The 18,308-nt window shown below is 62.7% G+C and carries 19 protein-coding genes and 4 pseudogenes; 11 read left to right on the top strand and 12 right to left on the bottom strand.

Annotated elements, in window-relative coordinates; genetic code table 11:
- Positions 1–46: 46 nt before the first annotated feature.
- The 4 genes from IVA93_RS22985 to IVA93_RS23000 form a co-directional block, all read right to left on the bottom strand.
- A complete protein-coding gene (locus tag IVA93_RS22985) occupies positions 47–493 on the bottom strand; it encodes a YunG family protein (RefSeq protein ID WP_502917266.1) in 447 nt (148 codons plus the stop codon).
- Positions 494–774: 281 nt separating this feature from the next.
- Entirely contained in the window at positions 775–1,866 is a 1,092-nt protein-coding gene (locus IVA93_RS22990) for a TRAP transporter substrate-binding protein (RefSeq protein WP_018459388.1), read from the bottom strand.
- A 218-nt stretch (positions 1,867–2,084) separates the two neighbouring features.
- On the bottom strand, positions 2,085–3,227 hold the full coding sequence (locus IVA93_RS22995) for an Mrp/NBP35 family ATP-binding protein (protein ID WP_247297652.1): 1,143 nt from the start codon (positions 3,225–3,227) through the stop codon (positions 2,085–2,087).
- Positions 3,228–3,280: 53 nt separating this feature from the next.
- Positions 3,281–3,718 carry a VOC family protein gene (locus tag IVA93_RS23000; RefSeq protein ID WP_018459390.1) on the bottom strand — a complete coding sequence of 146 codons (438 nt, stop codon included), beginning with the start codon at positions 3,716–3,718 and terminating at the stop codon, positions 3,281–3,283.
- Positions 3,719–3,900: 182 nt separating this feature from the next.
- Between IVA93_RS23000 and IVA93_RS23005 the strand changes: the two genes are divergently transcribed.
- From IVA93_RS23005 to IVA93_RS23025, 5 genes are all read left to right on the top strand, one after another.
- Positions 3,901–4,773 carry an NAD(P)-dependent oxidoreductase gene (locus IVA93_RS23005; RefSeq protein ID WP_026233796.1) on the top strand — a complete coding sequence of 291 codons (873 nt, stop codon included), beginning with the start codon at positions 3,901–3,903 and terminating at the stop codon, positions 4,771–4,773.
- A 22-nt stretch (positions 4,774–4,795) separates the two neighbouring features.
- Positions 4,796–6,073, top strand: coding sequence for a sodium:proton antiporter NhaD (nhaD, locus tag IVA93_RS23010; RefSeq protein ID WP_085352722.1), 1,278 nt, complete (start codon positions 4,796–4,798; stop codon positions 6,071–6,073).
- 137 nt (positions 6,074–6,210) lie between these two features.
- Positions 6,211–7,806: a sensor histidine kinase gene (locus IVA93_RS23015; protein ID WP_247369130.1), complete on the top strand. Its 1,596-nt coding sequence runs from the start codon at positions 6,211–6,213 to the stop codon at positions 7,804–7,806.
- A 44-nt stretch (positions 7,807–7,850) separates the two neighbouring features.
- Positions 7,851–8,054: a DUF1289 domain-containing protein gene (locus IVA93_RS23020; protein ID WP_018459394.1), complete on the top strand. Its 204-nt coding sequence runs from the start codon at positions 7,851–7,853 to the stop codon at positions 8,052–8,054.
- Positions 8,055–8,082: 28 nt separating this feature from the next.
- Positions 8,083–8,637, top strand: coding sequence for a TIGR02281 family clan AA aspartic protease (locus IVA93_RS23025; RefSeq protein ID WP_018459395.1), 555 nt, complete (start codon positions 8,083–8,085; stop codon positions 8,635–8,637).
- Positions 8,638–8,670: 33 nt separating this feature from the next.
- Here IVA93_RS23025 and dusA read toward each other — a convergent pair whose 3' ends face one another.
- The 3 genes and pseudogenes from dusA to IVA93_RS23040 form a co-directional block, all read right to left on the bottom strand.
- A complete protein-coding gene (gene dusA, locus IVA93_RS23030) occupies positions 8,671–9,666 on the bottom strand; it encodes a tRNA dihydrouridine(20/20a) synthase DusA (RefSeq protein ID WP_085352720.1) in 996 nt (331 codons plus the stop codon).
- A gap of 199 nt (positions 9,667–9,865) precedes the next feature.
- Positions 9,866–9,955: pseudogene (locus IVA93_RS23035) on the bottom strand (DUF3606 domain-containing protein); the annotation flags it as partial.
- 59 nt (positions 9,956–10,014) lie between these two features.
- Entirely contained in the window at positions 10,015–10,155 is a 141-nt protein-coding gene (locus tag IVA93_RS23040) for a hypothetical protein (protein ID WP_018459397.1), read from the bottom strand.
- A gap of 172 nt (positions 10,156–10,327) precedes the next feature.
- Between IVA93_RS23040 and IVA93_RS23045 the strand changes: the two genes are divergently transcribed.
- The 4 genes and pseudogenes from IVA93_RS23045 to IVA93_RS23060 all read left to right on the top strand — a co-directional run.
- On the top strand, positions 10,328–10,786 hold the full coding sequence (locus tag IVA93_RS23045; protein WP_026233798.1) for a YidB family protein: 459 nt from the start codon (positions 10,328–10,330) through the stop codon (positions 10,784–10,786).
- A gap of 24 nt (positions 10,787–10,810) precedes the next feature.
- Positions 10,811–11,074 carry a GlsB/YeaQ/YmgE family stress response membrane protein gene (locus IVA93_RS23050; RefSeq protein ID WP_018459399.1) on the top strand — a complete coding sequence of 88 codons (264 nt, stop codon included), beginning with the start codon at positions 10,811–10,813 and terminating at the stop codon, positions 11,072–11,074.
- 64 nt (positions 11,075–11,138) lie between these two features.
- Positions 11,139–11,477, top strand: a complete 339-nt coding sequence (locus IVA93_RS23055; protein ID WP_018459400.1) for a hypothetical protein — start codon at positions 11,139–11,141, stop codon at positions 11,475–11,477.
- A gap of 238 nt (positions 11,478–11,715) precedes the next feature.
- Positions 11,716–11,889: pseudogene (locus IVA93_RS23060) on the top strand (ATP dependent DNA ligase); the annotation flags it as partial.
- Positions 11,890–11,920: 31 nt separating this feature from the next.
- Here IVA93_RS23060 and rnhB read toward each other — a convergent pair.
- Positions 11,921–12,744, bottom strand: a pseudogene (gene rnhB / locus IVA93_RS23065) (ribonuclease HII).
- Positions 12,745–13,004: 260 nt separating this feature from the next.
- On the opposite strand from rnhB, the gene IVA93_RS23070 reads away from it, so the two are divergent.
- The gene (locus IVA93_RS23070; RefSeq protein ID WP_247485209.1) at positions 13,005–14,108 is read left to right on the top strand and encodes a DNA topoisomerase IB; all 1,104 of its coding nucleotides are present in this window, start codon (positions 13,005–13,007) and stop codon (positions 14,106–14,108) included.
- Positions 14,109–14,146: 38 nt separating this feature from the next.
- Positions 14,147–14,284: a hypothetical protein gene (locus IVA93_RS23075; RefSeq protein WP_018459404.1), complete on the top strand. Its 138-nt coding sequence runs from the start codon at positions 14,147–14,149 to the stop codon at positions 14,282–14,284.
- Positions 14,285–14,453: 169 nt separating this feature from the next.
- Here IVA93_RS23075 and IVA93_RS23080 read toward each other — a convergent pair whose 3' ends face one another.
- From IVA93_RS23080 to IVA93_RS23095, 4 genes and pseudogenes are all read right to left on the bottom strand, one after another.
- Positions 14,454–15,293 (bottom strand): endonuclease/exonuclease/phosphatase family protein, encoded by an 840-nt coding sequence (locus tag IVA93_RS23080; protein ID WP_085385585.1) that lies wholly within the window; start codon positions 15,291–15,293, stop codon positions 14,454–14,456.
- Positions 15,293–16,102, bottom strand: coding sequence for a carbohydrate ABC transporter permease (locus tag IVA93_RS23085; protein WP_026233799.1), 810 nt, complete (start codon positions 16,100–16,102; stop codon positions 15,293–15,295). The genes IVA93_RS23080 and IVA93_RS23085 overlap by 1 nt, the downstream gene beginning before the upstream one ends.
- Positions 16,099–17,008 (bottom strand): annotated as a pseudogene (locus IVA93_RS23090) (carbohydrate ABC transporter permease). The gene IVA93_RS23085 and the pseudogene IVA93_RS23090 overlap by 4 nt, the downstream one beginning before the upstream one ends.
- A gap of 45 nt (positions 17,009–17,053) precedes the next feature.
- A complete protein-coding gene (locus IVA93_RS23095; protein ID WP_247297689.1) occupies positions 17,054–18,307 on the bottom strand; it encodes an ABC transporter substrate-binding protein in 1,254 nt (417 codons plus the stop codon).
- Position 18,308: the final 1 nt, after the last annotated feature.

Here is an 18,308-nt window from a genome sequence, read left to right on the forward strand (position 1 = left end):
TTCCCCGCGCCCACTCCTCTCACCCGTCTGCGATCGGCCCTTGGCTTTACTTCGTACGACGCTCCTGAAAAGCGGCTCTGAGTTCGGCCAGTTCATCGCTTGTCGCTCCCAATTCCACATCGGCACGGCTTGCGGGCAAATCCTTGTAAGCAATCGGCTGATCGAACTGGCTCGCCGTGAAGTCGTACCGCCGGCCTCTAATGCGATTGTAAAAATGGTCGCCGGCCGGCAGCGGCGTCCTCAGCAACTCGCCGCCGAAGAGCTCGTGAATCAGCAGCGAGGTGACGTTGCATTGCCCTGCCGCCGGATTGCTCGCCGTCCATTGACTGGCGGTTGCCAACGACCAGGCCTTGCGCAGCGCGCTTTGAACCTCATCGGGATCGAAGCTCATCATCAACCCCAGGCCAGCCGCCGAGGCGCTCATTTCGGATTTTGCGATAATGCCTTTATGCCACTGTTTTGCCCGACGAGTCAAACGATCTCGCTGAAGCACGCGCGCCTGCCCGCTTTGACGCCCAAAAATACGAAGTTGCCCTCGACCGCGCGATGCTCGGGCGTGCCTGCCAATTAGCCCATCGCATCAAGCTGTTGGCTACACTCGCAACGCCTTGTCCTCTCACCCCTCGTCTACTGTGCATGGGGTTGTTTTTCAGATTTTTTGTTGGAGGCCCCGCCCGTCCCCCGGCGACAACGCCGCTCCGCAGCGTCGCCCCAAAGAAAAAGCCCGGCCTCGCGAACGAGACCGGGCGTGTCGTCTTGCGACTTGGTCGAAGATCAGCCGCGGGTGCGCGAGCGGATCATGAAGCTGTCGTAGGTGTATTCGGCGACCTGCCACCACAGATATTCGTCGGAGCGGTAGGCCTGCATGGCGTCGATCGACTTCTTGAAGTCGGGATTCTTGGCCGAGATCTCGCCCCACAATTCGTTGGTCGCCTTGAGGCAGGCTTCCAGAACCTCATTGGTGAACGGGCGAAGCTGCGTTCCGCCGGCGACCAGACGCTTCAGCGCGCCGGGGTTCACCATGTCGTAGCGCGCGGCCATCCAGGTGTTGGTGTTGACGGTCGCGTTGGTGAGGATCGCCTGATAGTTCTTCGGCAGCTCGTTCCACTTGTCGATGTTGGCGAAGGCGTGAACGGTCGGACCGCCTTCCCAGAAGCCCGGGTAGTAGTAGTACTTGGCGACCTTGGCGAAGCCGAGCTTCTCGTCATCGTAGGGACCGACCCATTCGGCCGCGTCGATGGTGCCCTTCTCGAGCGACGGATAGATGTCGCCGCCGGCGAGCTGCTGCGGCACCACGCCGACCTTCTGAAGCACCTGGCCGGCAATGCCGCCGATGCGCATCTTCAGGCCCGACAGGTCGGCAACGGTCTTGATCTCCTTGCGGAACCAGCCGCCCATCTGGGTGCCGGTGTTGCCGCAGGGGAAGCCCACCACGTTCGTCTTCTTGAAGAACTCGTTGGCGAGCTCGTTGCCGCCGCCTTGGTACAGCCAGGAATTCTGCTGGCGTGCATTCAGGCCGAAAGGCACCGACGCGAAAATCGCGAAGGTCGGGTCTTTGCCGACGTAATAATACGACACCGTGTGGCACATCTCGACGGTGCCCTTCTGGGTCGCATCCAGCGCCTGCAGGCCCGGGACGATTTCACCCGCCTGGAAGACCTGGATCTGAAACTTGTTGTCGGTCATCTCGGCGACGTACTTCGCCATCTGCTCGGCACCGCCATAGATGGTGTCGAGCGACTTCGGGAAGCTCGACGTCAGGCGCCACTTGATCTCGGGCGAGGACTGCGCGATCGCCGGCGAGGCCACCGCGGCGGTCGCCGCCGCGCCGGCTGCCGACACTTTCAGGAAATCACGACGCTTCATCTTCAGTCTCTCCTTGTTGGGGCGTTTCCCCTAACTTCCTCTTTGCTGCCGCTCATTCCGGCGACGCGTTCTTGGGCCGCGTCGAACCGAAGGGGCTTGACTGCCGTGGGCCTTTAACACGGAAGCCCTGCTTTCGAAACGCGACATTGGCATGACAGGGCTCTACGAAAGTCGCATGTCCCCAAGGTATTGGTTTCAAGGGATCGGCTTGGATCCGCTTAGGCCGCGGCGATGACGCCCTTGAGCTGGTCCCGCACCTGTCCCGCAATGGCGCGGTAGATCGCCGCATGGGGACCATCCGGCTCGCTGTCCACTACGGGCGTGCCCGCATCCGAGGTGGCGCGAATCGCCATGTGCAGGGGGATCTCGCCCAGGAATGGTACCCCGAGCTTCTCGGCCTCGTGGCGCGCGCCGCCATGGCCGAAAATGTCGGATTTCGTGCCGCATTGCGGGCACTGGAAATAGCTCATGTTCTCGACGATGCCGAGCACGGGCACGTTGACCTTCTTGAACATCGCAAGCCCCCGCCTTGCGTCGATCAGCGACAGGTCCTGCGGGGTCGAGACGATCACGGCGCCCTTCAAAGGGACGTTCTGCGCCAGCGTGAGCTGGGCATCGCCGGTGCCTGGCGGCATGTCGACGACGAGCACATCGAGCTGGCCCCATACGACGTCGCGCAGCATCTGCGTCACTGCCGACATCACCATCGGCCCGCGCCAGATCATCGCGGTCTCTTCCTCCACCAGGAAGCCGATCGACATGATGGCCAGGCCAAAGCGCCTGAGCGGAATCATCTTGCGCTCGTCGTTCAGCTCCGGCTTCTCGTGCAGGCCCGTCAGCCGCGGCACCGATGGGCCGTAGATGTCGGCATCGAGCAGCCCGACCTTGAGGCCGAGATCGCGCAGACCGAGTGCCAGGTTGAGCGCGCTGGTGGATTTGCCGACACCGCCCTTGCCCGAGGCGACCGCGATCACGGCCGCGACGCCCGGAATCTCGGACTGCCGCGCCATCGGCGATTGGGCGCCGCCCTGCGGCGGCGGCTTGTGGGCGTGGACGGGCTGCACGCCCGGAGTGCCGCGGCTGGGAGTTGGCGGCGGTGGCGGCGCCGCGCCGGCCTTCCGCTCGGCGGTCAGCGCCACCATGACGGTGGTGACGCCGGGAATGGCGCGCACCGCGGCCTCGGCCTCGGCCCGGACGGATTCCCAGGCTCGCGCTTCGGCGGCATCGACATTGATCGAGAAGAACACCTTGCCGTCGGCCGCGCTGATCGCGCTCAGCACATTGGCATTGGTGAGCGCGACCCCGCGGGGCGACTTGATCCTGGCGAGGCTGTCGAGAACCTGTTGCTGCGTCACGCTCAAAGCGCATCTCCTAGAATTCAAGATGCCCCATTAGAGCGGAAACGCCCAAAAGGCTACTGCCTGCCGATATCGTCAGCCATCTCGGCGGGCGCGGCCCCCTGCTCCAGGGCCGCCTCGTAGTTGAGCTCGATCATGACCCCGTTGGGGTCGTGGACGAAGATCTGCCAGAGCTCACCGCCGGGCACTTGGCGGGAGTCGAACTTCATCCCCTTTGAGGCCAGCCGCTGCTTCATGCCGTCAAACCCGCGGCTGGCGAAGGCGACGTGGTGGACAACGCCGGAATCCGGCTTTTGTGGCTCGGCAGTCGGAGAAATATCGACGAGGTGCACCACCGGCTTTCCCTCGCTGTACATCCAGGCGCCGGGGAAGGCGAAATTCGGCCGGGCGCCTTTTTCCAGGCCCAGCACGTCCTCGTAGAAGCGGACGGTTTCGGCCAGATTCCGGGTCCGGACATTGAAATGATCGAGCACGCCCACGCTTACGCCGCCCATGCCTTCGCTCCCTTTTTTTGAAGTCCTTAGGTCCACCATCCTAACACAGGCGGGGGCCAAACGAACCCGTTGCCCTCCGGCCTCAAGGGTTTATGGTGCGCCCGATCTGCCGCAATGGCGGAACCGGACGGCCCTCGCCCGGCAAGAACCGTAAAACCCAAACTACGGACAAGGTACTACAGATGGCTAAAGTCGCTTTCCTCGGTCTCGGCGTGATGGGCTTCCCCATGGCCGGACACCTCGTGAAAAAAGGGGGCCATGAGGTCACCGTCTATAACCGCACCGCGGCCAAGGCGAAGGAGTGGGCGGACAAGTTCGGCGGCAAGACCGCGGCGACCCCGAAGGCCGCGGCCGAGGGCCAGGATTTCGTGATGTGCTGCGTCGGCAACGATAACGATCTGCGCGCGGTCACGATCGGTGCCGACGGCGCGTTTGCCGGCATGAAGAAGGGTGCAACCTTCGTCGACCACACCACCGCTTCCGCCGAGGTCGCGCGTGAGCTCGATGCGGCCGCGACCAAGGCCGGCTTCAAGTTCATCGACGCACCCGTGTCCGGCGGCCAGGCCGGCGCCGAGAACGGCGTGCTGACGGTGATGTGCGGCGGCGCGCAGGACGCCTATGCCGGCGCCGAGCCGATCATCACAGGCGCCTATGCGCGGATGTGCAAATTGCTGGGGCCCGCCGGCTCCGGCCAGCTGACCAAAATGGTCAACCAGATCTGCATCGCCGGCCTCGTCCAGGGCCTCTCCGAGGGTATTCACTTCGCCAAGAAAAGTGGCCTTGACGTCGCCGCCGTGATCGAAACCATCTCCAAGGGCGCCGCGCAGTCCTGGCAGATGGAGAACCGCTACAAGACCATGAACGAGGACAAATACGATTTCGGCTTCGCGGTCGAATGGATGCGCAAGGATCTCTCGATCTCGCTGGCCGAAGCCCGTCGCAATGGCGCCAATCTGCCGGTGACCGCGCTCGTCGACCAGTTCTACGCCGAGGTCGAGAAGATGGGCGGCAAGCGCTGGGATACATCGAGCCTGCTCGCGCGCCTGAATCGCTGACACCTCACGAAGTGATCCTGCCTTGCTGACCGCACTCGCCGCAATCTTCATCCTCGCCTATGCGGCGATCGCGCTCGAGCATCCTATCGGGGTGAACAAGAGCGCGTCTGCGCTACTCGGCGCGGGCGTGCTCTGGACAATCTACGCGCTCGCGACCGGCGACCACACGCTGGTCGGCCGTCAGCTTGACGAGTCCGTCGCTGCCACCGCGCAGATCGTGTTCTTCCTGGTTGGCGCGATGACCATCGTCGAGGTCATCGACGCCCATGACGGTTTCGAGGTCATCACCTCCCGCATCAGCACGACCAGCCAGGTCCGTCTGATATGGCTGATTGGCTTCGTTACCTTCTTCCTTAGTGCAATCCTCGACAATCTGACCACCACCATCGTCATGGTCTCGCTGATCCAGCGGCTGATCGCCAAGCGCGACGACCGCTTGCTGTTCGCCTCCCTCATCGTCATCGCCGCAAATGCCGGCGGCGCATGGACCGTGATCGGCGACGTCACCACGACCATGCTGTGGATCGGCGGACAGATTTCGCCCCTGAAAATCATGAGCGCGGTGTTCCTGCCCTCCTTGCTCAACCTGCTGGTGCCGCTCGCATTCATCAGCTTTTCACTCAAGGGCAAGACCATCGCACCACCGCCGAAAGAGGACGGATTGCAGGGCGTCGATCCGTTCGAGCGGAACGTGATGTTCTATCTCGGACTCGGCGTACTGATCGCGGTGCCCGCCTTCAAGACGGTCACGCACCTGCCGCCCTTCATGGGCGTCCTGCTCGGGCTTGGCATCGTGTGGTTGGTCGGCGAGATCGTTCATCGCAAAAAGGATGAGCATGTCCGCGGTCCCCTCACGCTTGCGAATGCGCTGACGCGGATCGACATGGGCTCGATCGTATTCTTCCTCGGCATCTTGCTCGCGGTCGCCTGCCTCGAACATGCCGGCCTGCTCTCCATGCTGGCCAAATGGCTGGACACCGCGATCGGCCGACAGGACATCATCGTGATCGTGCTCGGCCTGCTCAGTGCTGTCATCGACAACGTGCCGCTGGTCGCCGCGACGATGGGCATGTACGACCTCGCGCATTATCCACCCGACAGCTTCATCTGGGAGTTCATCGCCTATTGCGCCGGAACCGGCGGCTCGATCCTGATCATCGGCTCGGCTGCAGGCGTCGCCGCCATGGGGCTCGAGCGCATCGAGTTCCTCTGGTACGCCCGCCGCATCGCCGTTCCCGCGCTCGCCGGCTATCTGGCGGGCGCCGTGGTGTACATCGCGCAGCACGCGGCGCTGCATTGAGCGGCTCACGCCGGATCCAAAATTAACGCCGGGTTAACGTAATTCTTTAGCTCCTTAAGTCACCTCTTAAGGATTTCTTGCCAGAGATAGAGAATGCAGAAGGCCCGTCCCGCGCGGGCAGGAATTGTTGTTGTGCGATGAGTAAACCCGCTGAAAAGCCCGAGGTTGTGCAGCTTCCGGCCGAGCCGGTGAGCGTGCCGTCGGCGAGCAATCGCCGGGCTGCGGCACAGCGGGTGCGCGAGGCGCGCGATAAGTTAACGTCGACCAGTGGAACCCGGCCGGCTTTCGATGCCGAAATGCTGCGCCAGTACGCCCAGACGCGGCTGTCGGCCTCCTATGTCGTGATGCTGCTTGTGGTCGCGACAGGCGTGCTGTTTGGGCTGTGGATGCAGCCGATCCCGGCCGCGGCCTGGACCGCCGGCATGCTTTGCATTCATGCCGCAATGATCCGCAGCTGCCACCGCTTCCTGGCCGAGCCCGCCTCGCCCGCGGCAACGCGCGCATGGCAGACGCGTTTCGTCGTGCTCGACCTGCTCTATGGCCTTTGCTGGATGGCGATCCTGATCCATCCCGTGCTCGACATGATCACGGAAACGCTGATGATGTTCCTGATGCTGCTGGTGATCGCAGTATCAAGCATGCTGGCCGCCAATCTGCCGATCGCCGCCCTCGCCGCCACCGCACCGGTCGCGGTCGCGATGGCGCTGAGCTTCGTGATGACCGGCTCGCTGGATAATTACATCCTGGCCGCGCTCGCCGTCGCCGCCGAAGGCTATTTCGTGTTGTTGGCTCACCGCCTGCACTCTTCGACCTTCGCCACGCTCGAGGCGCGGGCCGAGAAGGACGCGCTGATCGGCGAGCTCGAACAAGCCAAGGCGATCTCGGACGAAGCGCGCCACCGCGCCGAATCCGCCAATGTGGCCAAGTCGCGCTTTCTGGCGCAGATGAGCCACGAACTGCGGACGCCGCTCAATGCAATCCTCGGCTTCTCGGAAGTGATGAAGAGCGAGATTTTCGGCGCGCATGCCGTGCCGGTCTACAAGGAGTACTCGGCCGACATCCACAATTCCGGCGTCCACCTGCTCAACCTCATCAACGAGATCCTCGATCTGTCGCGGATCGAGGCTGGCCGCTACGAGCTCAACGAGGAAGCGGTCTCGCTGGTCGGCATCGTCGCCGACTGCCATCATTTGATGAAGCTGCGCGCCTCGAGCCGTGGCATCACCATCCACGAGGTGTTCGAGCAGGCAATGCCGCGGCTGTGGGCCGACGAGCGCGCGATCCGCCAGGTCGTGCTCAATCTGCTCTCCAACTCGATCAAGTTCACTCCGCAGGGCGGCGAGATCTGGCTCAAGGCCGGCTGGACGGCCTCAGGCGGACAATATCTCTCGGTGAAGGACACCGGCTCCGGGATTCCCGAGGACGAGATCCCGGTCGTGCTCGCCTCGTTCGGCCAAGGCTCCAATTCGATCAAGTCGGCCGAACAGGGCGCCGGTCTCGGCCTGCCGATCGCCAAGAATCTGGTCGACCTGCATGGCGGTACGTTCACGCTGAAATCGAAGCTGCGCATCGGCACCGAAGTGATCGTCACCTTCCCGCCCGCGCGCGTGATGAGCGCGCTGGCGCCGATGTCGGATGATTCTCCGCCGCTCCAACCCGAGAGTTCCGCGGTGGCGGACGAGAAGCGCCGGCCCCGCCGCAAGCCGATCATGAGCGCGGGTACGGGCTCGTAACGAGATGCTTGCAGACATGCCCGACCATCCGCCACTATGCCCCAATGAGCAAAGAAACGCCGTGCGTGGCGGTCTGCATGATCGACCCCAAGACCAGGCTGTGCTTCGGCTGCGGACGCACATTGCCGGAGATTGCGCGCTGGCACGCCATGGAGAGCGCGGAGCGGCTCGCCCTCATGGCGCTGTTGCCGGCGCGCATGAATCAGGCTGGACTTCCGCCCATCGCGGGATCGCCGAAACACACCTGACCGGTCGGCGCGCATCTGGAGATGCGCAATGATCCGCTTTCTGCTCGTCTTCATCATGCTCGCCTGCACGGCCGGTGCCGTCGTCGCCTATGGCGATTCCGACCAGATCGCGCGCGCAAGCAGCAAGGTCTCGCATATCTTTCGCACGCAGACCGCAGCGCCCGCGCCCGCCGTGCAGATTCCGCGCGGCCAGGGCGGCGAATTCGCGCTGCGCGCGAAGATCAACGGCGTGGCCGCACCGATGGTCATTGACACCGGCGCGACCTCGGTGGTGCTGACCTGGGAAACCGCGAAGGCGATCGGGCTGCCGCTCGAGATGCTCGAATACGACGTCGATCTCGAAACCGCGGGCGGTCATACCAAGGCGGCCCGCCTCACGATCGACCGCCTCTCCGTCGGTCACCTCGTCGAGAAATCGGTGCCAGCCCTCGTCGTACAGCGCGGGCAGATGAAGACCAACCTGCTCGGGATGAGCTTCCTCGATCGCCTGGAGAGCTGGGGCGTGCGCGCCGACAGGCTGATGCTCACGGGTTATCCGGAGCTCCAGACCAGTCGCCGCCGCTCGCGCCTGGCAGTCGACTAGACTCTTGCAATCCGGCTCGTCATGCGATTACGGCTAGGCCGCCGCCTCCGCCGGTGCGCGCGCACCGACACGCGCAATCGCTTCGCGTAGCACCTCGAGGCCAGCGCCCGGCTTCACCCCCTGCTCGGCAAGATGCCGGCGGAAGGCGCGCGCGCCGGGGACGGCGTGGAATGCGCCGACGAAATGCCTCGCCATAGAGTGCAGCCTCGTGCCGCGCGCGAGCTGCTGTTCGATGTAGGGCACCATCCCTTCGAGCGCATCCTGCATCGAGGCATGCGGCGCCGCCTCGCCGAAAATGTCGGTATCGACCGAGAGCAGCCGCCACGGCTCCTGATAGGCGGCTCGTCCAAGCATCGCGCCGTCAACGTGATCGAGATGTGCCCTTGCCTCGTCGACACCGGGGATGCCGCCGTTGATGATGACAGGCACATCCGGCATCGCGCGCTTGAGGCGATAGACGCGATCATAGTCGAGCGGCGGGATGTCGCGATTCTCCTTTGGTGACAAACCGCTGAGCCATGCTTTCCGGGCATGTACGATCAGCGCATCGCAGCCGGAGTCAACGACTGCGTGCGCAAGGTTGTCAAGCGCGACTTCGGGATCCTGGTCGTCGATCCCGATGCGGCACTTCACGGTCACGGGCACGGCCACCTCACCCTTCATCGCCTCGACGCACCTCGCCACGAGATCAGGCTCTGCCATCAGGCAAGCGCCGAAACGGCCGTCCTTCACGCGGTCGGAGGGGCAGCCGACGTTGAGGTTGATTTCGTCATAACCGAACTCCTCGCCGATCCGCGCCGCCAGCGCCAGCTCGCGTGGGTCCGACCCGCCGAGTTGAAGCGCGACCGGGTGCTCGACTAGGTCGAACCCAAGCAGCCGCTTCCGGTCACCATGAATGATGGCGCCAGTGGTCAGCATCTCCGTATAGAGCAGCGCCCGCCTCGTCAGGTGACGGTGGAACACCCGGCAATGCCGGTCGGTCCAATCCATCATGGGCGCCACGGAAAAGCGATATTCTTGATATTCCAAGTAGTTATCCTATCCTTACAATGGACTAGAGCAGGAACAAGTGCACACGTGTGCACTCCAAACTAGCCAAAATTGCACACGTTTGTACCGCGTTTGATCTCCCGGTGCACACTAGCGCACATGAAATCCGGGTGGAGCGCACACGCGGTGCCGACCTTTAAGAAGCTCAAGTCGGGCAGCTGGCGCGTTCAAGTCAGGAGGAATCGTATCGCACTTCGTAGTCCTGGCCGTTAGCCACGCGGGCGCGATCTTGTTTGCGTCCCCGTGCGGTCTCCTTCTTCGCTGCCATCTGCTCCTCCGTCCGCGAAACTCATCGCGGTGCGACGCTTCAAGGAATCGCGAGTTCCTTCAAAGAAGCTGTTGCGAGCGCGAGGCCGAACGAACGCGAGCGACGCAGCATCGCGGCTCCAACTTGGTGGGCTTTTCCATTTTCAGTTCCTCGACCGCCTGCACGAAGGCTTCGTCGCGCCGCATGAGCAAAGCGGCCATTTGGCGCACGTCGCGCGAGCTGGTTTGCTCCGGACTTTCGCCCGGAGCCCGCTCCCGTTTTCTTGCAGATGCTTCTCTAGATCCTCCTTTCCAAAACCCACGGCTCGGGAAAACTTGGAACTTCTCAGCCCAGCGTAGGTTGGTTGCCGATCGTTGAACTCAGGAGCCGAAAATGAGCCGCGGAATGCCATCGATGACCGCCCTCTTGGGTATGCTCGCAATCGCGGGGTATCAAAATCGGGACAAGCTGGCGGACATGTTTCGCAATGCGACCTCCGGCCAGCCGGCGGGTGCCAAGGATTCCCTGAGCGGCATGCTCGGCAGCCTTGGCGGCCTAGCGGGCACCGGAGGCGTGGGTTCGCTGCTGAACGGCGGGATCGGCGAATTGCTCGAGCACTTCAGGCAGAACGGGCAAGGCGATGTGGCTCAATCCTGGATCAATCAGGGGCCGAACCGCGAAGTCACCCCGCCCGAACTCCAGCAGGCTATCGGTCCGGACGTCCTTCAAAAACTGGAGCAGCAGACCGGCTTGTCGCAGCAGGAGATTCTCGACCGTTTGTCCCGAGAGCTTCCGACTGCCGTGGACAAATACACGCCTGATGGACGTCTTCCGGCTTCATCGGCGGGATAACACCACAGCGATCGAGGGAGAGACATGAGCATCATCTGGACGATCATCATCGGTTTCATCGCAGGCGTCATCGCGAAGTTCATCATGCCCGGCGACAACGAGCCCTCGGGTTTCATCCTGACCACCATCCTGGGAATAGTGGGCGCGTTCGTTGCGACCTATCTTGGCCAATCTCTCGGCTGGTACCGGCCAGGAGAAGGCGCAGGACTAGTGGGGGCAGTGGTAGGCGCCATCATCGTGCTTTTCGTCTACGGTTTTGTAGCCGGTCGCAGCCGTCGGGCCATCTAACCACAGTGCACGGAATTCTGCGCGTCAGCGGAGAATTCGCCCGGTGTGAAAGGCGATCGGCAAGATGAAATGGATGCTCGTTGTCCTGGTAGGAGGCATGACCCCGGTCAACACCGACCTGGTGTTCGACAAGTTCGCCGATTGCCTTGCCGCCGAGGAGCAGATGCGGAAACATTATACCGACGCCTTCGAAGTCTGGGACCGATGGGCCGCCGCGAATATCGAGCGAAGACGCGAATACACGAAGGTGCGCGACCTCCAGGCCAAACGCCTGCTCAGCAACATCGGTACGTGCGTTCCTCATGCGGGCGGCGACCCCGCGGCGCTTCAGCAGCAGAGCAATCCGACACCTCCCCAAACTCCTCAAGCCGCACCTATGCTTCAGCCAAGTCCGAAAACGTGACGTCTGAACGTTTCGAACAGGCGCAGCCGCAAACGAATGTTGCAGCTGCGCATTCATCGCCCCTGCCTTCATTGTTCTCGCCCGCGCTGACCTTTGGCCTGCTGACGATTATAGGTGAACGCCTAAATGTCGCCCTGACGGACCTGCGGGCTGACGATGTCGGCCGAACTATAGCGCAAGCACCGGCTCAAGGCCCTCCTGCCGCGCCACAAGCTGATCGCGTTCAGCAAGCACCGCAGCCAAAGTAAAGGATGAGCGGGTCACGACCTGGGTGCATCCTTCGTTGGTCGTGGAAGTGAAATTAGCGGAGTGGACCAGCAAGGGCGAGCTGCGCCAGCCGGTCTATCTCGGCCTGAGGTCGGACAAATTGGCCAAGGACGTCGTTCGCGAAAAGAAATGGCCGCGAAAATAGTACGCCGAGACGAAACGTGGACCCCAGGAGTTCAACCAGCGGTGCGCTCGGATGCCGAAGGCCACGGCGGCAGGGGCGGCAGTCCGAGGGCCTTGCGTACTGGTCCGAACGACCTCCGGTGAGCTGCGCATGCACCAAGCCTGGCGAGCGCCTGATAATGAGCCGGCACCGGGTAGCCCTTGTGATCCGCGATCCGTAGCCGGGGTGACGCACATCGAGCGTCCGCATTATGCGGTCGCGCTCGACTTTCGCGAGGATGGAGGCGGCGGCGATGCTGGCGGACTTGGCGTCGCCTTTAATGATGGACTGCTGAGGGATCTCGATTTCCTTCAACCGCTTCGCGTCAATCAGCAAGTGCTGCGGCGCCAACCCTAGCCCCCGGACCGCACGCTGCATCGCCTGGATGCCTGCCCAATAGATGTTGATCGCGTCGATCTCCTCGACCTCGGCGAATGCCACACACCAACTCTCTGCCTTTTCCTTGATCTCCTTCGCGAGTTCTTCGCGAGCGGCGGCATCGAGTTTTTTCGAGTCGTCAATTCCGATTATCCGCGTGCCGGGTTTCAGGATCACGGCGCCGGCGGAGACTGGCCCGGCGAGAGGGCTCATTCCCGCCTCGTCCACGCCTGCCACAATATGATGGCCGCTTGCCCAGAGAGAGGTCTCGAAGCGGAGCATCTTTCGCAGGCGCTGCCCTTCGGACCTGTTTTCGGAGCGCCGTTTATCGATGGAAGCCAGGATGGCACGGGCTCCCGCGCGGGCGTCGGCCCGCAAGATCTGCTCGACGCTGGCTTCGAGCGGTCTTTTCTCGACGACATAGCGCCGCCGCAATTCATCGAGTGAATACTGGGACATGGCGGCCTTCCTGAAGATTGACTGCGGGAAGCGTGTCGGTGAAATTTGTGGCGATTGTCTGAAGCTAGACCATGCCGTCATCGACTGCGCAGCGCCTTGTCGAAAGAACCGGACCGGCTCTCCATCTGAGGTCCCGCTGTTCTGGAGGCCACTGATCCACACCTCGCGTCCACCGACCTCCGAGCGGAACCAACCGGTGTCTTCATCCCTTTAGAATGAGTGGAGCCTCGATCCCAGGGTGCTTCCGAGGGGACCGGCCCATGCTCCGACAAACCAGCAACGAAGAAGAGGTTCTGGACCGCACCGCGGGGGTCGCGGCCACCATCGCGGAAGAAGGCCTCCGGTATGTCAGCGACTCCGCGCCGGGGTACACGCGCAAGCGGACTGGAACCACTTTCAGCTACTACGACAAGGACGGCAAGCGCATCACCGATGCCGCCGTCATCCGACGCATCAAATCAATCGGCATCCCGCCGGCCTACGAATCCGTGTGGATCTGCCCGTCTTCGAACGGCCACATCCAGGCAACCGGGCTCGATGCGCGGCGCCGCAAGCAGTACCGCTACCACGCAAAATGGCGCGAGTTGCGCGACCAGAACAAGTACGAGCACATCATCCAGTTCGCGGCCGCGCTGCCAGCGCTGCGGGAGCGGGTCGCCGCCGACATGAAGCGGGACGGACTGCCCCGCGAGAAGGTGCTGGCCACGATCGCCAGTCTTCTGGAGAAGACGTTGATCCGGGTCGGCAACGCCGAGTATGCCGAGAAAAACAAGTCCTACGGGCTCACCACTATGCGCCGCAAGCACGTCGCGGTCGGGCGCGGCGTCCTTCGGTTCGACTTTACGGGCAAGTCGGGCAAACAGTGGAAGCTTCGCATCGAGGACAAGCGGATAGCCGCGATCGTGAAGCGCTGCGCGGAGATCCCCGGACACGAGCTCTTCAAGTACCTGGACGACGACGGACAGCCCCGCACCGTCGATTCCGGCGACGTCAACGCCTACATCAAGGATATCACGGGCGAGGACTTCAGTGCCAAGGATTTTCGGACTTGGGCGGGAACGGTTCTGGCAGCGTTGGCCCTGACCGAATTCAAGAAGTACGATAGCCAGGCCGAGGCGAAGCGCAACGTCGTCGCCGCCATCGAAAGCGTCTCGAAGCAGCTCGGCAACACACCGGCGATCTGCCGCAAGTGCTACGTGCACCCGGAAGTCCTGAACGCCTACATGTCTGGTGACCTCGTGAAGATGATTGATGCCAAGATCGCGCAGAAGTTCAAGCGCCAGTACGCCAAGCTCACTCCCGACGAGATCGTGGTGCTGGCATTTCTCCGCAAGCGTCTCAATTCTCTGAAGGCGCCCGCCTAGCCTCGCGTACCAGTCTCCGGACGCCCGCGTCCTCCTCGATGCTTGCGCGCACGCCTCGGCAGGTGCCGGAAGCTGTCGAAGGCGAACAGAAGCTGGCCGGCGTGCTTGTTATTGTCGGCTTGCTTGCCGCCTTCGCGCTTTCGGCCAAACGTAAAAGGGCATTGGACGCCTTCTGAATCAATCACGTGTTGGCCCACCTGCCAGAGTGCATAAATTCAGGCGGGGCTTTGGGGTCAGCCGCCGTCGCGTTCATCGTGGCGTGTTTGACCGAGTTCAGACGTATCGCGATGTAGACCGAGGAAGCCCCCCTTGCAACGACAACTTTTTAGTAGCTCCTCTATTCCTCTATTCCGAAACTTCGATTGCAATGGGTTGGTGATCGGATGCATCCGTCGCTTCGTTGACCTCGATGCTGCGAACGTAGCCGGTCAAATCTTCCGTCACGAAAATGAAGTCGCGGCAGTCGGGCCCCTCGGCCCACTGCGCGCGGTCGTAGATTCCGCAAGTCGGCGCACGCGCGCGGCCGGGACGATCGGCGGTCCATGCATCCCGATACGCCAGACCAGGCCGGCCAGATCGGGCAATCAATGCGTGCTGAGGGTCGGCAACGTCAAAATTGAAATCACCACACAGCAGGCTCGACGCCGCGACGGTCTGACTTTCATACGGCTCATCGTGCCGGGAGCCGGCCTGCTTCGGACTCATTGACGCGTCCTCCTGCAAATCCAGCAGGCGAGCGATCTGTGCCTCGCGCTGGCCGGCCGAATGGAACTCGAGATGCGTGTTGACGACGCGGACCACGCCAAACGAGGCCTGAACCGTCACCTCCAGGGCGTGACGGCGCATGCTCCGCACCGCGGCTGCGGCGGGCCATGGCAGCAGATGGTTTGCAATCTGCAGCACCGGCAACCTCGACAGCGTCATGTTACCGAAGCGATGGAGGTTGCCATCAGGATCGACAGTTTCGATCGCGGGCCGGAATATTGCGGAGTAGCCGGGCAAAAGGGCTGCCAGCTGTTCGCTCTGATCCGCTCCATCACCAAATCTCGAGAAGTTCGCGCTCACCTCCTGGAAGCAGAACACGTCCGCATCGAGCGTCTGTCGGGCGACGGCAACGATCCTTGCCAGATCGGTCACGCCGTCGCAGCCCTTTCCGCACTGTATGTTCCAGGTGAGAAGTCTCATTAACGGATGCCTGCACGCATGAATGACTGGACGAACTGACGCTGGAACAGCAGAAACGCGATCAGCAGCGGCGCCATCGTCATCACGGTTGCCGCCGTGATCACTGACCAATCCACGCCGGTCTCAGGCGCGCCGAACACGGCAAGCCCCACGGTGAGCGGCCGCGCTTCCACCGAATTCGTGACGATCAACGGCCACAGGAAATTGTTCCAGTGATAGCTGACGGAGACGAGGCCAAAGGCGACATAGGTCGGGCGAGCCAGCGGGACATAGACCCGCCACAGGATTCCGAGCGGACCCGCTCCCTCGACCCGCGCGGCTTCGACCAACTCCTGGGGCACACCCTTGAAGGTCTGCCGCAGCAGGAAGATGCCGAAGGCGCTCGCGAGATAGGGCAGCGCGATCGCAGGGATCGTATCGAGCAATCCCAACCTTGCGATCGCGCGGTAGTTCTCGACGATCAGGACGTCGGGCATGATCATCAGCTGGAGCAGAACGAGGGCGAAAGCGATGCCGCTGCCCCGGAACCTGAAGCGCGCAAAGGCATAGGCGGCCAGCGTCGACAGGATGAGCTGACCAACCAGGATCAGCGTCACCAGCACCACCGTGTTGAGATAGTACCGAGCGAACGGCGCCTGGTTCCAGGCCCGGGCAAAATTCTCCAGCGTCCAGGGCGCGGACAGGCTGAACGACGTGGCGTAAGCGGCCGGATGCAGCGCGCTCCAAAAGGCATAGGCCAATGGGGCAAGCCAGATCAAAGCCAGGAGCCATGCTGCGACGGCCTCAATGGGGCGTGTCCGGCCTCTCATTGATAGTGGATCCTGCGATCGAGGTAACCGAACTTGATCAGCGCAACCGAGCTCAGCAGCATCAGAAGCACAACCGTCAGCGTTGCCGCGTAAGAGGAATCTTGGAAGGTGAAGGCAACTTCATAAATGTAGTAGAGCAGCAGCGTGCTGGCGTTGTTCGGACCGCCCTTGGTCATGATGACCCAACTTGAAGGAGTTGATGACTGCGTTGATCGTCACGAACAACGTGGTCGGCATCAGCAATGGGAACGTGATCCGGCGGAACGTATACCACCGGCTCGCGCCTTCGATGGACGCGGCCTCTTCGAGGTCCGGCGAGAGCTGCTGCAGCGCCGCCAGGTAGAAAATCATGAAGAAGCCGGCCTCCTTCCAGATCACCATCACGACCAGACAGCCCATCACCGTCGAGGGATCGCCCAGCCAATTCCAGCCGCCGAAACCGAAAAGGCCGCGCAATTGATCCACCAACCCGTAATCCGGCGTGTAGAAGAACAGCCAGATATTGGCGACGGCGATCATCGGCAGCACGGTCGGCGTGAAATAGGCCAGTCGCAGAAAGCCGCGGCCGCGTATGTTGCGATTGACCCAGATCGCCATCACCAGGGCCAGGGCAATCGAGGTCGGGATCGTGCCGAGCGCGAACCAGAAATTATTGACCAGCGCCTTCCAGAAGATCGGATCGGCCGCCATGGACCGATAGCTGTCAAGCCCGACGAAGGCGTCCGTGCCGTTCCGCCGTGTGACGAATAGCGAATGCCGGATCGTCGCCAGAATCGGAAAGTGCGTGAATGCGATCAGCAGGACGGCCGCCGGCAACAGCAGCAGCCAGGCATTCACGGCGTTCCACCACGCCTGCGATCGGACGCGGCGCGGGGCAATCGGCGATGAGGCGATGGAGTCGGACATCTGTGAGCCGGCGGGATGGCGGTGGCGCGCCATCCCGCCACGTCCCTATTTGTAGGCGCGCAAGACGCGGTCGGACTGCTGTTGCGCGGAGGCCAGCGCCTCCTGCGGCTTCTGCGCGCCCGTGATCGCGGCCTGCACGGCATCCCCGATGAACTTGTAGATGCGGCCGTTCTCATGAACGGAGAGCTCCGGCACCGCGTGCTCCAGCTGATCGCGCGCAACTGTGGCCTGCGGGAACGCCTTTGCGTAGGCCTCCATCGTCGGCGTCTTGTAGGCGGCCGGCGACACTGCCACGTAGCCGGTCTTCATGCTCCATTCGGCCGCGCGATCCGGAGCCGTCATCCATTGAATGAACTTGACGGCCGCCTTCTGCTGTTCGGGAGACGCACTCTTGAAGATGTAGAAATTGCCGCCGCCGGTCGGTGATCCGCGCCGCTCTCTGGCCGGCAGCATGGCCACACCGAACTGGAATTTCGCGGCGTCCTTGACCGCCGTCAGATTGCCGGTGGTGTGCCACATCATCGCCGTCTTGCCTTCGAGGAAATCGTTGCGCAGCGTCGCCCAATCGATGCTGCCGGCCGGGGCGACGTTGTGCTTGCGCGACAGGTCGACCCAGTACTCGAGGGCGGCGACCGTCTTCGGAGCGGTCAGATAGACCTCGTTGCCGGGTTCGTTCATCATCTTCTGCCCGTTCTCGATCGCCAGCGCCTGCAGCATCCAGTAGGCATATCCGGTCGAGGGAATTTCGATGCCCCAGCGCGTCGTGTTGCCGCCATCCTTCTTGACCAGCTTCTTCGACATCTCGACCATTTCGTCCCAGGACGCCGGCGCCTTCTCGGGATCAAGGCCCGCCTCCTTGAAGGCGTCCTTGTTCCAGTACAGCACGATGGTCGAACGCTGGAACGGCACGCTCCAGGTCTTGCCGTCGATCTGCCCGTTCGCCATGAACGCCGGATAGAACTCCTTGAACCAGGCCTTGTCGCCGACGAGATCGTCAAACGGCACGATCGCGTTCTCGTCCATCAGCGTGAACACGTCGGTCGACAGCAACACCGACAGTTGCGGCGGCTGCCCGCCCTTCATGGCAGTCATCGCCTTGGTCATCGTATCCGTGTAGTTGCCGGCATAGACCGCCGTCATCTTGATGTCGGGATTGTCCTTCTCGAAGCGCGAGACCATGTCGTCGATGATCTTGGTGACGGGACCGCCGACCGCGACCGGATAGTACATGGTCAGATCCACCGCGGCGGCCGGGCGTGCAGCCATCGAGAGTACGGCAAACGCCGCTGCCATCAACATC

The organism is Bradyrhizobium sp. 155, from assembly GCF_023101105.1.
In the GTDB taxonomy this organism is placed as follows: Bacteria; Pseudomonadota; Alphaproteobacteria; order Rhizobiales; family Xanthobacteraceae; genus Bradyrhizobium; species Bradyrhizobium canariense_D.